Source organism: Paenibacillus sp. JNUCC32 (assembly GCF_014863545.1).
Taxonomy (GTDB): domain Bacteria; phylum Bacillota; class Bacilli; order Paenibacillales; family Paenibacillaceae; genus Paenibacillus_AQ; species Paenibacillus_AQ lautus_A.
Genome location: NZ_CP062260.1, coordinates 3546463 through 3561049, shown reverse-complemented (window position 1 = coordinate 3561049; position 14587 = coordinate 3546463). Strand labels below are relative to the sequence as shown.

General features: G+C 51.7%; 10 protein-coding genes. 8 read left to right on the top strand and 2 right to left on the bottom strand.

Annotated elements, in window-relative coordinates:
- Positions 1-2: 2 nt before the first annotated feature.
- Entirely contained in the window at positions 3-398 is a 396-nt protein-coding gene (locus JNUCC32_RS16040; RefSeq protein WP_096773096.1) for a hypothetical protein, read from the top strand.
- Positions 399-473: 75 nt separating this feature from the next.
- Here JNUCC32_RS16040 and JNUCC32_RS16035 read toward each other — a convergent pair whose 3' ends face one another.
- Positions 474-1550: an AI-2E family transporter gene (locus JNUCC32_RS16035; RefSeq protein ID WP_096773097.1), complete on the bottom strand. Its 1077-nt coding sequence runs from the start codon at positions 1548-1550 to the stop codon at positions 474-476.
- A 101-nt stretch (positions 1551-1651) separates the two neighbouring features.
- The gene (locus JNUCC32_RS16030; RefSeq protein ID WP_036671045.1) at positions 1652-1990 is read right to left on the bottom strand and encodes a L,D-transpeptidase; all 339 of its coding nucleotides are present in this window, start codon (positions 1988-1990) and stop codon (positions 1652-1654) included.
- Positions 1991-2173: 183 nt separating this feature from the next.
- Between JNUCC32_RS16030 and JNUCC32_RS16025 the strand changes: the two genes are divergently transcribed.
- The 7 genes from JNUCC32_RS16025 to JNUCC32_RS15995 all read left to right on the top strand — a co-directional run bounded on the left by JNUCC32_RS16025 (position 2174) and on the right by JNUCC32_RS15995 (position 14567).
- Positions 2174-3997 (top strand): sensor histidine kinase, encoded by a 1824-nt coding sequence (locus JNUCC32_RS16025; RefSeq protein ID WP_192569197.1) that lies wholly within the window; start codon positions 2174-2176, stop codon positions 3995-3997.
- Positions 3990-5501, top strand: coding sequence for a response regulator transcription factor (locus tag JNUCC32_RS16020; RefSeq protein WP_192569196.1), 1512 nt, complete (start codon positions 3990-3992; stop codon positions 5499-5501). The genes JNUCC32_RS16025 and JNUCC32_RS16020 overlap by 8 nt, the downstream gene beginning before the upstream one ends.
- A 127-nt stretch (positions 5502-5628) precedes the next feature.
- On the top strand, positions 5629-7107 hold the full coding sequence (locus JNUCC32_RS16015) for an ABC transporter substrate-binding protein (RefSeq protein WP_015734274.1): 1479 nt from the start codon (positions 5629-5631) through the stop codon (positions 7105-7107).
- Between the two features lie 140 nt (positions 7108-7247).
- Positions 7248-8177: an ABC transporter permease gene (locus JNUCC32_RS16010; RefSeq protein ID WP_175320733.1), complete on the top strand. Its 930-nt coding sequence runs from the start codon at positions 7248-7250 to the stop codon at positions 8175-8177.
- Positions 8178-8229: 52 nt separating this feature from the next.
- Positions 8230-9126, top strand: a complete 897-nt coding sequence (locus JNUCC32_RS16005; protein ID WP_036666173.1) for a carbohydrate ABC transporter permease — start codon at positions 8230-8232, stop codon at positions 9124-9126.
- Positions 9127-9152: 26 nt separating this feature from the next.
- Positions 9153-11450 carry a glycoside hydrolase family 3 N-terminal domain-containing protein gene (locus JNUCC32_RS16000; RefSeq protein ID WP_192569195.1) on the top strand — a complete coding sequence of 766 codons (2298 nt, stop codon included), beginning with the start codon at positions 9153-9155 and terminating at the stop codon, positions 11448-11450.
- A 3-nt stretch (positions 11451-11453) separates the two neighbouring features.
- Positions 11454-14567 (top strand): alpha-mannosidase, encoded by a 3114-nt coding sequence (locus JNUCC32_RS15995; protein ID WP_192569194.1) that lies wholly within the window; start codon positions 11454-11456, stop codon positions 14565-14567.
- The last annotated feature ends 20 nt before the right edge of the window (positions 14568-14587 follow it).

The window sequence follows — 14587 nt, the reverse complement described above, 5'->3', positions numbered from 1 at the left end:
TCATGAAGCATTGGATCGGTCGTCATGTTGTCATTCAGCGTCTAGACGGGGCGAAAAGCACGGTTGAAGGTGTGCTGAAAGGGTGGGATCCCGTTCAGGAGAAAGTGATTCTAGGCCCGGGCGAGCTTATCATTCCGTTTCGAGCCATTCATAGAATTATGCCGAGGAACTCCTACCCGGCCCTGAACTCCATCGGTTATGTCGTGAGTCATACCATTCAATTCGATAATGCCGTTTATTTTGGATCCTGCGTCATGGTATGGAGGGGCAACCAGCTGGTGTCTTCCCAGGCCATCCTGACATCTCACGATGAGGATACCGTCACACTGTCGAATGGCATGATATTGCGTAAGGACGAGCATGATTTCGTGGTTCGATCCCTGCGCGGCAATGCGTGATTCTTTTAAAATAAAGGATGTCCCACCAGCCAGCGCAAAGTTGGCGGGGACATCCTTTTTTGCTGTGAGGCGCCATCATGCGTCCTCTACTTTTTCGGCGAGGAACAGCTCGTAAATTCGCACCGCGATAATTTTGATGATCATGTAGGCCGGAATGGCCAGCAGGATGCCGAGCAGTCCGAAGAAGTCGCCGCCTACAAGAATAAGGACAACCGTAGTCAGCGGGTGAATATCCAGCTGTTTCCCGTAGATAACGGGCGTCAGGATATTATCTTGAATCTGCTGGGCGATGACAATGACCACGACGGACCATATCGCGATGGAGGGCGATTCGATAAATCCGATGATGACGACAGGAACGGTCGCCAGCAGCGCACCGATGTACGGGATGAAATTCAAGAAGAAGGAGATCACCGTCAAGAGCAGGGAATAGGGCAGTCCGATAATCAAAAATCCGATATAGATCATGACGCTAAGTATAAGATTCAGGATCACTTTGCCGATAATAAAATTGCTGAGTGCCGTATCGATCTCGCCCAGCACCTCCTGGCCGTCGCGGCGGTATCGTCTGGGCAGGACGCTGAGCAGTCTTGGCGGGAGCTTGCTGCCTTCCTTCAGCATGTAATACAAAATGATTGGAATCGTAGCGATAATGACAACGACGCCGGATACAACGGAAATCAGGTTATTGATGGAATTGCTGATCCAGGTGATGATCCGGTTCATGTATTCCGTTAGGGAGGTAGACAATTCGGATTCCGTTGGTACATAGCGGGACCAGAATTGATTCTGTTGAAGCTGGTCGATCTGCTCCTCCACGCCCTCAACCAGGAAGGGGGCGTTGCTGATGAAGTTTTCGATCTGTTCACGGAGCGTCGGCCATACGACGATGCCAAAGATCGCGCAGAGACCGGCAAACACGAAATACAGCATCAGGACGCCGATGGATCGTTTGATTTTGCGTCGCTCCAGGTAGTCCACGATCGGCCTAAGCAGATAATAGAAGAAGCCGGCCATGGCTACCGGAACGATCAGCATGTTGAACATGGAGACGATGGGGCGAAACAAAAAGCTGATTTCGGCTCCTAGGTAGATGATTAAGAGCAGTGCGATTATGCCAAAGCATGTCCTGAAATATTTGCTCTGCATCATGGGCAATCCCTCCATAACAACGAATAGGTAAAATACACGGGTACCATGTAACATTTGTATTTAACCAATTTGGAGGGAGTTGAAATCACCAGTTTATGTTATTAGTTTCGTATGGTGACCCTGGTATGGATGGGCACGAGGGAAGCAAGCTCCACCACGTCCTCGTTATACATCCGAATGCAGCCATGGGAAACGGAGCGGCCGATGGATGAAGGGTCATTCGTGCCATGGATGCCGTAGTGGGGTTTGGACAACCCTAACCAGTAAGCCCCGAAAGGACCGCCGGGATTCGGTTGTTTGTTGACGATGGTGTAATTGCCGGGCGGCGATTGCGTAGCCATTTTGCCGATGGCAACCGGGAACGTGCGTACCACGATGTTGCCGTCGAGCAGGTGCAGCTGAAAGTCGGACAAATCGACAATAATGCGGTATTGAGGCATGATCATCCATCTCCTTCAAGATTCATGCTATGAAACAGGGGGGAGATCGGCCCCAAAATGGTCTAAAATAGGCAAATTACACCTTCATAACTTGGTAGAAATTTCATCCGTTGAGGACGGTTGGCCGATGTTATATTTAATATGTTAAGCAGTTACAACGTTTACACCAGGAAGGGGAAGCCGATGTCTCCCGCAAGGCTATATCTAAAATATATTAAAAATAATATGTTTACCAAAATGCTGCTGTTAATCGCCCTGATTGCGGTAGTTACCATCGTCACCTTATCGTTTCTTATGTATTACTTCTTGTTTCAATCGGCCGTCCGCAGCGAGCTGGACATCCAGCGGAGCGCGGTGGAGCGGGTGGAACGACACCTGAATCAAAAATACGAGAATGCCCAGTCCTATGTGAACGACTTATACCGCAACAGTTCTTTGGGCATTGACACCTCCTATTTCCTCATGAACTCGTTCAACGAGTATATGGCCAAGCGAATGAATCGGATCGCGGGCGGGGGGCAGTCCAATTCGGACAGCGTAGTCGCTTATTTCAAGCAGAGGCTTGACGATGATCCGGATATAGAGAACATCATGCTGTACAGCGCGGAGAAGCAGTATGTCTACGTGTACAAGCAGGGCAGCATGACAAGGCTGTATCAGGCGAATGCCACGCATTCCTACATTCCCGACGTGATGGCGCTCGAAAGCCAGAGCGTCACATTGCCGAATCTATGGATACGCAAGCTGGCCGGAGACGTGACATTGCCGTTGTTCTCGATCCGAAGCCCGATTAATGATATGACCACTTACAAAAATCTGGGACAGCTGCTTATTTTGTATCGAACGGAAGCGCTGGATGCCGTGCTGAACAACAGCGACGATTCCCTGAAGGGCTCCGTTCTGGTGTTGTCGGGCGACGGCCGCGTGATGTTTGACTCCTCCGGCAAATATTACGGCGAGAAGTATCCGTATGCCGACCAGCTGCTGAATTCCAAGGAAACCGTGACCCTCGATGAGGAATCCTATATTACAACGGCAGCCCATAATCAGGCAGGCTATACGGTGGTGGGCATCACGCCCAAGCGCGAAATCGCGGAATCGTTCCATGGCTTGCAGAGCACCATTATCATTGCTGCCCTGCTATGCATCGTGATTGCGGTGTCCATCCCTTCCCTGATGATCGTCAATTACTCCAGAAGGACCGATAACATTATTCGTTTTATGCGCAAGGTCGAGAAGGGAGAGTTCGTGGCCCGGATGCAGGATACCAAGGACGATCAGCTGGGGCAAATCGCAGGCAGCTTCAATGAAATGCTGGATGAGCTTTCCCGTTACATCGATAAGGTGTATAAAGCGGAGATTAACCAGAAGAACGCGGAGCTGTCTGCGCTGCAGGCTAGAATCAACCCGCATTTTTTATACAACACGCTCGAAGTGATTCGAATGAGGGCTCTCTCGCAGGGGGCGCAGGACGTCGGCGATATGATCTACAGCTTGTCGATGCTCTTCAAGAATATCGTTCAGCATAAGTCCCACTACACGCTGAAGGATGAGCTGGAGGCGTGCAGGCTTTATCTGGAGCTGTTTCGCATTCGCTATAAGGACAAGTATATTTACAAAATGCACTGCGACGATCAAATCAAGCATGTGCCGATGATCAAAATGTCGCTGCAGCCGCTGATTGAGAATTATATCGTTCACGGCCTTCGCAGCGATCAGGACGATAACTGGCTGACCGTCAACGCGACGCAGGAGGATGACGAGGTCCATATCGAGATCAAGGACAACGGGAAAGGGATCCCGCCGCAGCGGCTCGAGGACATCAAATCCCGGCTGGATGTGGCCGAGTCGAGCGGAGAATCGTTTGGTCTGCGTAGCGTGAATGAGCGATTAAAGCTGACATATGGAAGTTCGTACGGAATGGACATCCAGAGCGAGCCGGGTAACGGAACGACGGTGACAGTGAAATTTCCGGTGACAGAGAGGAAGCTGAATAACGATGTATAAGGTATTTATCGTGGACGATGAGCCGTTCATTATAGAGGGATTGGTTGATGTCGTGGATTGGTCGAAGTATGGCATCGAGGTGGTCGGTCATGCGGAGAACGGCCGTCAGGCACTGGAGAAGATGGCGGTCGTTCCGGTCGACATTCTTATAACGGATATATCGATGCCCGTGATGACGGGGCTTGAACTGATCGAGGGCGCACGCAAATTAAACCGTAATCTGAAGGTGATTATCCTGAGCGGTTTCGACGACTTTGCCTATTTGAAGGAAGGCATGCGGCTCGGGATCGAGAATTATCTGCTCAAGCCGATCAACCTCAAGGAACTGGAAGAAACGATTGCAAGCACAACGGATAAAATGAACAAATCCAGAAGGGAAATGAGACTGGACGAGTATGACATCAATATTTTGCGGAGCAACATCCTGTATCGCTGGATCACCGACCGGATCGAGCCGGAGGAGCTGGAGGAGCGGGCGACCCTTCTGGGGTTGAATCTCAATTTGCCCTATGTTATGGCATCTATCCTGAGAGCGGACTTCACGCCGCTGGAGAACTGCCTGTATCAATTAATGGACCAGGAGCCGGGCGTTCTGTATTTCCGGGACAACGACGGCGATCATGTGGTCATCTTCATGATGAAAGACCCAGATACGGAAAAAGCGAGGGCAATCCGCCTGCTGCAGCAGGTGCGGGAGCAGTGCTATGAAGAAGAGCTGAGCATTTCGCTCGGCAGCGTGGAGAGCCTCGGCGGGAATTACAAGGACAGTTATCTCCATGCCAAGGAAGCCCAGGAATACTATCTGGTTCTGGAGCAGCCCTCCTACGTGGATTATGTTGATGTTCAGGCCAAAAAGGGAGAAGCGGCTGAATCCTATTCGGTACAGTGGCCCGATTATGCCAAAGGCATCGCCGGAAGGGACAAGCAGGTGCTGTTCGATCTGATCGACAGCGATTTTGACCGGCTTCGCCACACCCAGGGAATGAACCCGACGACCTTGAAGAGCATCGCGGTCGAAATGGTCATTCGCCTGAAACTGGAGCTGAACGATATCCAGTATACGGCCGCCCCTGATTTCGTGAAAAACACCATTACCGATATTATGGATTCCGTATCGATCGACGATCTGATCAAAGCGGTGAAGGATGGGGTCGGCGGGCTGGTCGATTCGCTCAACAATGACGTGAAGAGCCCTGTCATCCAGCAGATTCTGAATCATATCCAGCACCATTACAACGAGGATTTGTCGCTGAAGGTGCTGGGAGCTAACTATCATATCCATCCGGTCTATCTGGGTCATCTGTTCCATAAAGAGACGGGAGAAAACTTCACGGAGTACATTAACCGATACCGGATTGAGCGGGCCAAGGAGCTGCTTCGGAACTCTTCGACAAAAGTGCAGGATATCGCAAAAAATGTCGGTTATTGGGAAACCGGTTATTTCTATAAACAGTTCAAAAAATTCGTCGGCGTATCGCCGAGGGATTTTAGAGGAATGCTCTGATTGATAGAATCAGAGTTTTTTTCTTTATTTTCACCATAATACCTTTAATTTTTCGCCTATGTGAAACTGCTTTCATGGGATAACCTTATATGTGTAGAGACACAAGGATTCAAAAGGGAGGATAAACATGAGTAAATCGAAAAAGAAATGGCTCCTGCCGCTAACGCTTTTATTGTCCGCGTCCATGCTGTTGTCTGCATGCGGAGGCAATAAAGAAGAGAGTGCAGGAAACGGCGGGGGAACTGCCGAGAAACCGGTTGAGCTGATCTGGTACACCATCGGAACACCTCAAAAGGATGTTGACAAGGTTGAGGCAGAAATCAATAAATACACTGCTGAGAAGATTGGTGTAACCGTTGACATGAAAATGATCGACTTCGGGGATTACAACCAGAAGATGCAGGTTATGGCAGCTTCCGGCGAACCGATGGATATCCTGTTCACGAGCTCATGGGCGTTCGATTATGTGCAGAACGCACGTAAAGGCGCATTCATGGAATTGGACGAGCTGATCGAAAGCCATGGAAAAGGCATTAAAGAAGCAATCGATCCGGCGTTCCTGGAAGGTTCCAAGGTTGACGGACACAACTATGCGATTCCGGCCAACAAAGAACTTCCTGCTCAAGAAGCATGGCGCTTTAACAAAACATTGCTCGATAAATACAATCTCGATATTTCGAACGTAAAATCGATGGAAAGCTTGGAGCCGCTGCTTAAAACGATCAAGGAAAACGAACCGAACGTCGTTCCTTTGGCCATCAGCAAAGACTTCGGACCATTGCTTCCATTTGACTACATCATCGAAAAAATGCCAATGGCCGTATACCTGGACGACAAGGAAGAACTGAAAGTCGTGAACTTCCTCGAAATGCCGGAAACGATGGACATGCTTAAGTTGATGAACAAGTACTACAAAGCGGGATACATCTCCCCAGAAGCTGCAACAACAACTTCGACGCAAGATCTGATGACATCCGGCAACTGGTTCACGGACCGTGCGGCTACACAGCCATTCGCGGACAACCTGTGGAGCCAAAGCTACGGCTATCCTGTCGTATCTACTCCTGCCGGCGATGCAAACATCTTTAACTGGTCGGTTATGGGTTCGATGCAAGCGATTTCCGCAAACTCGAAATACCCTGAGAAAGCAATGGAGTTCCTGAACCTGCTGAACACCGACGTATATCTTCGTAACTTGGTTGACTCCGGTATCGAAGGCGTGCACTACAAGAAGCTTAGCGAGAACGTAATGGAAAACTTGCCAGAATCGAAAAACTACGACATGCCTACTTTTGCGCTTGGCAATGTCATGCTGACTTACTTGAATCCTGAAGATCCTGAGAACAAATGGGAAGAGTTCAAGAAGTTTAACGAGTCCGGCCAGCCTGCTCCGCTTCTCGGTTTCAACTTCGATCCAACCAAAGTATCCACAGAACTCGCTGCTGTCAACAACGTAAAAGAAGAGTTCTGGGCGCCGCTGATGACAGGTACCGTCAATCCTGAAGAGTTCCTGCCAAAAGCGAATGAAAAGCTGAAAGCTGCTGGTCTGGATAAGATCATCGCTGAAGCACAAAGCCAAATTGATGCTTGGAAAGCAAGCAAGTAATAACAATGCATGAAGCGGCCTGCCTGCCTTAAGGGGCAGCAGATGCCGCTGCAGCATGAACAAGGACGGGGCGGCGGATGTTCACCGCCCTTCTTTTGTTCATTTCATGCACATCACGAGGAGGGGTAAGCGTGAGAGCGATCGGACAGTTTTTCAAAAATATTATGACGAATAAGGCCATGCTGTTCATGGTTTTGCCGGGGACCCTGTGGTTTCTCTTATTCTCATATTTGCCCATGTTCGGGACCATTATTGCATTTAAGGAATACCGCTTTAGCCGAGACGGGTTCTGGGCAAGTATCGTTAATAGTGAATGGGTAGGATTCCAAAACTTTAAATTCCTGTTCAGTACCAACGATGCTTACATCATTACGCGCAACACCGTTCTTTATAATTTCGTGTTCATCATATTAGGTCTCATTCTATCCGTAGCGCTGGCTATCGTATTGTCTGAAATCGTGAACAAGAAATTGGCGAAAGTCTATCAAACCGGCATGTTTCTGCCGTACTTCCTGTCCTGGGTTATCGTAGGTTACTTCGCATTCAGTTTCCTGAGTATGGACAAAGGGATGCTGAATCAGATTCTGGGCTGGTTCGGCATGGAGCCGGTTCAGTGGTATTCCGAAGCCAAGTATTGGCCGATATTCCTGACGTTGATCAGTTTGTGGAAATCCGTAGGTTATAACAGCGTCGTCTACCTGGCGGCGATCATGGGGATCGACAAATCCTTGTACGAGGCGGCGATGATTGACGGAGCGAACAAATGGCAGCAGATTAAAGCCATCACGCTTCCGATGCTGAAACCGCTGATGACCATTTTGACTCTTCTTGCGATCGGTAAAATCTTCTACGCTGACTTTGGTCTCTTCTATCAAGTGCCAAGGGATTCGGGAACCTTGTATTCCGTAACGAACGTCATTGATACCTATGTATATCGCGGTCTGAAAACAACGGGCGAGATCGGCATGAGTACTGCTGCGGGTCTGTACCAGTCGGTTGTCGGATTTATCCTGGTTATGGTATCCAACTATATCGTTCGTAAATACGACAAGGATAACGCATTGTTCTAATCGATCAATCATCAAGAAGGGGGTATGTGATGTGTTCAAATCGAAAAGCAAGATGAAAGATTTCCATCAGCTTTCATCCGGGTGGAATGTCGTATTCAACCTGATTGCCGGTATTTTCTCGTTCCTGTGTGTATTTCCGTTCCTGTTCGTTATGATCATCTCATTTACAGACGAAGGCTCACTGGCCCGTAACGGATACCAAATCTGGCCGGAGAAATGGAGTCTTGAAGCTTACAAGTACGTATTCCAGACAGGCGACACGCTTCTTCGTTCTTACGGCGTAACGATCTTTGTCACGGTCGTAGGTACGCTGCTCAGTCTGTTTATCATTTCGCTTTATGCTTATGCCATCTCCCGCAAAGGGTTCAGATACCGGAACTTCTTCTCGTTCTTCGCATTTTTCACGATGCTGTTCAACGGGGGTCTGGTGCCGACTTATATCGTAGCAACGCAATTGCTGGGCCTGAAAGATTCCATCTGGGCTTTGATTCTGCCTTTGGCGCTCAATGCCTTCTATATCATGATTCTGCGTACGTTCTACAGCACCAGCGTGCCGGACGCCATCATCGAGTCCGGTAAAATCGACGGTGCGAGCGAGTTTAAGATTTTCTACAAGCTGGTATTGCCGCTATCCCTGCCGGGTCTGGCTACCATCGGTTTGTTCAGCACGCTTGGGTATTGGAACGATTGGTTCAACGCATTGCTCTACATTGACGATCCGAACCTGGTTCCGCTGCAATCCATGCTCATGCGGATCGAAACCAGCATGCAGTTCATCCTGCAGAACTCGCAGAACTCATCCCTTAGCATGGCCGCTCTTCAGAGCATGCCGCAGGATACTTCGCGGATGGCGATGGTCGTTCTGGCAACCGGACCGATTATTCTGGCATATCCGTTCTTCCAGCGCTACTTCATTCAAGGTCTGACCATCGGCGCGGTTAAAGAATAAATTCTTCAAGTACCGGAGGGTATAAGATGACTTATAAAGATCCCCGTAAACCCATTGCGGAAAGAGTGGAACATCTGCTTGGCCTGATGAACCTGGAGGAAAAGGTGGGGCAGTTGATCCAGCCGTTCGGCTGGAAGACCTATGAGGTGAATGAAGGTCAGATTACATTAACGGATTCATTTAAAGAGCAAGTTAAAAATGGCGGCGTCGGATCCCTTTACGGGACCCTTCGCGCCGATCCATGGACCGGTGTAACACTTGAGACCGGTCTTTCTCCGCGTGAAGGAGCGGAAGCCGTCAATCACATCCAGCGGTACGCCGTTGAGCAGTCTCGACTTGGCATTCCGATCCTGATCGGGGAAGAATGCTCGCATGGTCACATGGCCATCGGCGGCACGGTCTTTCCGGTGCCGTTGTCCATCGGGAGCACGTGGAACGCGGATTTATACCGCGACATGTGCCGGGCCGTCGCGTTGGAAACACGCAGCCAGGGCGGCGCGGTCACCTATTCGCCGGTGCTCGACGTCGTGCGCGATCCAAGATGGGGACGTACCGAGGAATGCTTCGGTGAAGACCCGTACCTGATCAGCGAATATGCGGTCGCATCGGTGGAAGGCCTTCAGGGCGAGTCCCTGGACAGCCCGAGCAGCGTTGCGGCGACCTTGAAGCATTTCGTTGGCTATGGCAGCTCGGAAGGCGGGAGAAATGCCGGACCCGTGCACATGGGCACGCGTGAGCTGATGGAAGTGGACATGCTGCCGTTCAAGAAGGCCGTGGAAGCGGGAGCGGCCTCCATTATGCCCGCCTATAACGAGATTGACGGCGTGCCATGCACCGTCAATACGGAGCTGCTTGACGGCATTCTCCGCAAGGAGTGGGGTTTTGACGGCATGGTAATCACCGACTGCGGCGCCATCGATATGCTGGCCAGCGGCCATGATACCGCCGAAGACGGAATGGATGCCGCTGTGCAGGCCATCCGCGCCGGCATCGATATGGAGATGTCTGGCGAGATGTTCGGCAAGCATCTTCAGAAGGCTGTCGAGTCGAACAAGCTGGAGGTCTCCGTATTGGACGAGGCCGTACGCCGAGTATTGACGTTAAAATTCAAGCTCGGATTGTTCGAGAATCCTTACGTGGATCCCCAGACAGCCGAGAACGTGATCGGCAGCGAGCAGCATGTCGGACTTGCCAGGCAGCTTGCGGCAGAAGGCATCGTTCTCCTTAAGAACGAAGCAAAGGCTCTGCCGTTATCCAAGGAAGGCGGCGTGATTGCCGTCATTGGACCTAATGCCGATCAGGGATACAATCAGCTTGGAGACTACACCTCTCCTCAGCCGCCGGCAGCCGTGACCACCGTGCTTGGCGGAATCCGCGCGAAACTGGGAGAAGATGCGCAGCGCGTATTGTACGCTCCGGGATGCCGCATTAAGGACGACTCCAGGGAGGGCTTTGAATTCGCATTGACTTGTGCGGAACAGGCCGATACCGTGGTTATGGTGCTTGGCGGTTCCAGCGCCCGCGATTTTGGCGAAGGCACGATTGATTTGCGCACAGGGGCCTCGAAGGTCACGGACGATGCTTTAAGCGACATGGATTGCGGCGAAGGCATTGACCGGATGACGCTGCAGCTATCCGGCGTTCAATTGGAATTGGCGCAGGAGATCCATAAGCTTGGCAAGCGGATGATCGTGGTGTACATCAACGGCCGTCCGATCGCGGAGCCGTGGATCGACGAGCATGCCGATGCGATTCTGGAAGCATGGTATCCTGGACAGGAAGGCGGACATGCGGTAGCGGACATTTTGTTCGGGGACGTGAATCCTTCCGGCAAGCTGACCATGTCGATACCGAAGCATGTCGGGCAGCTGCCGGTTTACTATAACGGCAAGCGGTCACGCGGTAAGCGTTACCTTGAAGAGGATTCCCAGCCGCGTTATCCGTTCGGATACGGGCTTAGCTATACCGAATTCAGTTATTCGGATATTCAAATGACTCCGGAAGTGATCGGAACGGACGGTACGGCGGTTGTTTCCGTGAACGTTACAAATAGCGGTGACTGTGAAGGGTCCGAGGTTGTACAATTATACGTAAGCGATGCCGCCAGCAAATATACGAGACCCGCCCGTGAACTGAAGGGCTTCCAGAAAATTTCCCTGCAGCCCGGAGAGCGGCGCAAGGTGGAATTCACGATCGGTCCGGAACAGCTTCAATATATCGGTCAAGATTACCGGCAGGTGGTTGAACCCGGGCTGTTCCGTGTTATGCTAGGCAGGCATGTGAACGATACGCTTAGTGCAGATCTGACCGTACAGGAGGATTAATCAATGGAACGTATTCGACGCTTTATACGCGAACTGTCGGAGCGGCAGTGGCTCGAATCGACGGAGCTTCGAGATTGGGACATTACCCGGTCCGCTTACATGGTTCCGGGCGTGTACGAAGAGACGGCCCCTTATCCGGAGGGGCAGAACTTCAACAGGTTTCCGAGCACGCAGGGGACAACCTATTTCTTTCGGAGGAATCTTGAGTTACCTCCTCAATGGGCAGATGGAGCGATTGGGCTCGTGTTTCAATCCGGGGGCGAGGGGCTGCTGCGCATTAATGGCGCGTCTTATCAGGGATTGGACCGGAATCATACTTTCGTTACGCTGGATCCGAAGCGGATCGGAATGAACATGGAGTTGGAGATCGAATTGTTCGATCCGATTCCGGAGCCGGTCGACCCGCTGAATCAGCAGGCTGTCATTCAGCCACCGATTACCCGCGTACAAAGTTTGCTTGTCCTCGTAAACGTGCCTGTCCAGAGCCTGATGTACACCGCTACCGTGATCCGGGATTCGCTTATCCTGCTGCCGGATACGGATATGCGGCGCATCCGCATCATGGAGGCGCTGTATCAGGCCATGGATCGCTTCGTAGGCTTGAATGACGCTGCCATTCGGAATGGTGCCGAGGTAACCGCGATTGAGCATGATCTGAAACAGTCGGTCGCAGCCATAGGCGGCCATGCCGAAGGCACCGAGCATATGGTGGGCCAGTCCCATATCGACATCGCCTGGCTGTGGCCCGTTCGGGAAACCGTACGAAAAACAAGCCGCACCTTCTCCACGATGGATGCGCTGATGAACGAATATCCCGAATTCAAGTACGCGCAGAGTCAGCCGCTGCTGTACCAATTCCTGAAGGATCACGATCCCGAGCTGTACGAGAGAGTGAAGGCCAGAATCAAGGAAGGTCGCTGGGAGCTGGTCGGCGGGATGTGGGTCGAACCGGACTTGAACATCCCGAGCGGGGAATCCCTCATGCGTCAAATGCTGTACGGGCAGCGCTTCTATCAAGAAGAGTTCGGCCTGACATCGCAAATCGAATGGCTGCCGGATACGTTCGGATACTGTGCATCCCTGCCTCAAATCTTGAAGCATGGCGGCATTCGTTATTTCATGACAACCAAGCTTGGCTGGAACGATACGAATGTGTTCCCATACGATCTATTCCATTGGGTCGGGATCGATGGAACGCCGATGCTCTCCTATCTGAACCATGGCGTGAACGAGAACACGCTGCCGAAGGACGTTCACGAGCATTGGCAGTCGTACCGTCAAAAGGCCGTTCATCCGGAGCAGATGCTGCTGTATGGACACGGCGACGGCGGCGGAGGCGTAACTCGCGAGATGCTGGAATACATCAACCGGGCCGAGCTGATGGTCGGTCAGCCTGCCAGCAAGTACAGCACGGCTGCCGAGTTTTTTGACGGGATCGACGCAGCTCAGCCGAAGCTGCCGAAATGGCGCGGGGATTTATACCTGGAGCTTCATCGCGGCACCTATACGACGCATGCACGAAACAAGCGCCATAACCGGAAGGCGGAAATCCTGTTCCGCGAGGCGGAGCTATGGAACTCGGTGGCTTTCCCGTCGATGGACAACGAGAAGAAGCAGGGCATCGTCAGCGAGCTGCATGACGGCTGGAAGCTGATTTTGCTGAATCAATTCCACGATATTATTCCGGGTTCTGCGATAACGGAATCTTACGTGACCTCCGAGAAGGAATACGCAAAGGTATTCCAAAAAGGAAATCGTAGCCTGGATCTCGGGCTTCAGGTATTGGCGGACCAGGCCGATACAGAAGGGGAAGGCGTTCCGTATGTTATCTTCAACGGACTTGGATGGAGAAGGGACGCCGTCATCTCGCTAGAAGCAGAGCATGGTCTTACACCGTACGATTCGGATGGCGCGCCGCTGCCATTCGATGCCTTATCCGGAGAGAACGGCGAAACCTCGCAGCGCTTGAACGTTCATGTTCAAGGCATCCCGGCTTTGGGATACACGACCATCTGGATGAAGCCTTCGGCAGGAAACGGAAAGGCAGCGGAGAAGTCTACTACAGTGTTCGCAGATTCTTGGGAAACGGATTTCTATAAGGTCAGCTTTAACGAGCGCGGCGAAATCACGAGCCTGTGGGATAAAGAAGCACATCGGGAAGTAATCAAGCCGGGCGAAGCCGCGAATCGTTTCCACTTCTTCCATGACCGTCCGACGCTGTGGGATGCGTGGGATATCGATACCCGCTACGAGGAGCAACCCGCCGGCGATGCCGAGCTGATCGAGAAGAAGCTGGTGTCTGCGGGCGAAGTCCAGGATGTGCTGCGTTTCCGCTGGCGCATTCATCAGTCGGAGATCACGCAGGATATGATTTTTTATCATCATGACCGACGGATCGACTTCAAGACGTTTGTCAGCTGGAACGAATCGCATAAATTGTTGAAAGTCGGTTTCCCGATCGGCGTCGTTGCCGAGAAGGCCACCTACGAGATTCCGTTCGGAACCATTGAGAGACCGACCCATCGCAATACGAGCTGGGAGCAGGCGCAGTATGAAGTCTGCGGACACCGCTTCGCGGATGTGTCGGAGCATGGATACGGCGTCAGCCTGATCAACGACTGCAAATACGGATATGACGTTCAGGACAGCACGATCCGGCTGTCGCTGCTGCGCGCGCCGAAATGGCCGGATGTCACGGCGGATTTGGGAGAGCATGAGTTCACGTATTCCCTCTATCCGCATAACGGAGACTGGAGAAGCGCCGGAATCGTCCGCAAAGCAGCCGAGCTTAATCATGATCTGCCATGGGTGAGAACAGGTTCGAAGAAGGGTTCGCAGCCTGCCGTGCATTCGTTTATTCCGTTCGAGAGCGATCACGTTATCTTGGATACCGTAAAGCCGGCAGAAGACGGCACGGGGTACGTCCTTCGGATGTATGAGTCCGCGGGCGGCCGGGATGCGGCAACTGTGAGCTGGCCTTATCCTTGCGAAAGGGTCCATCTATCCAACGCCTTGGAAGAAGAACTCGAACAACTGGATATCGCGGAAGGAAGGTTAACCCTTCAATTCCTGCCGTACGAGATCAAAACCATCAAATTGACCACACAACATACTTAGTCAAAGGAGCCAGAACAAAT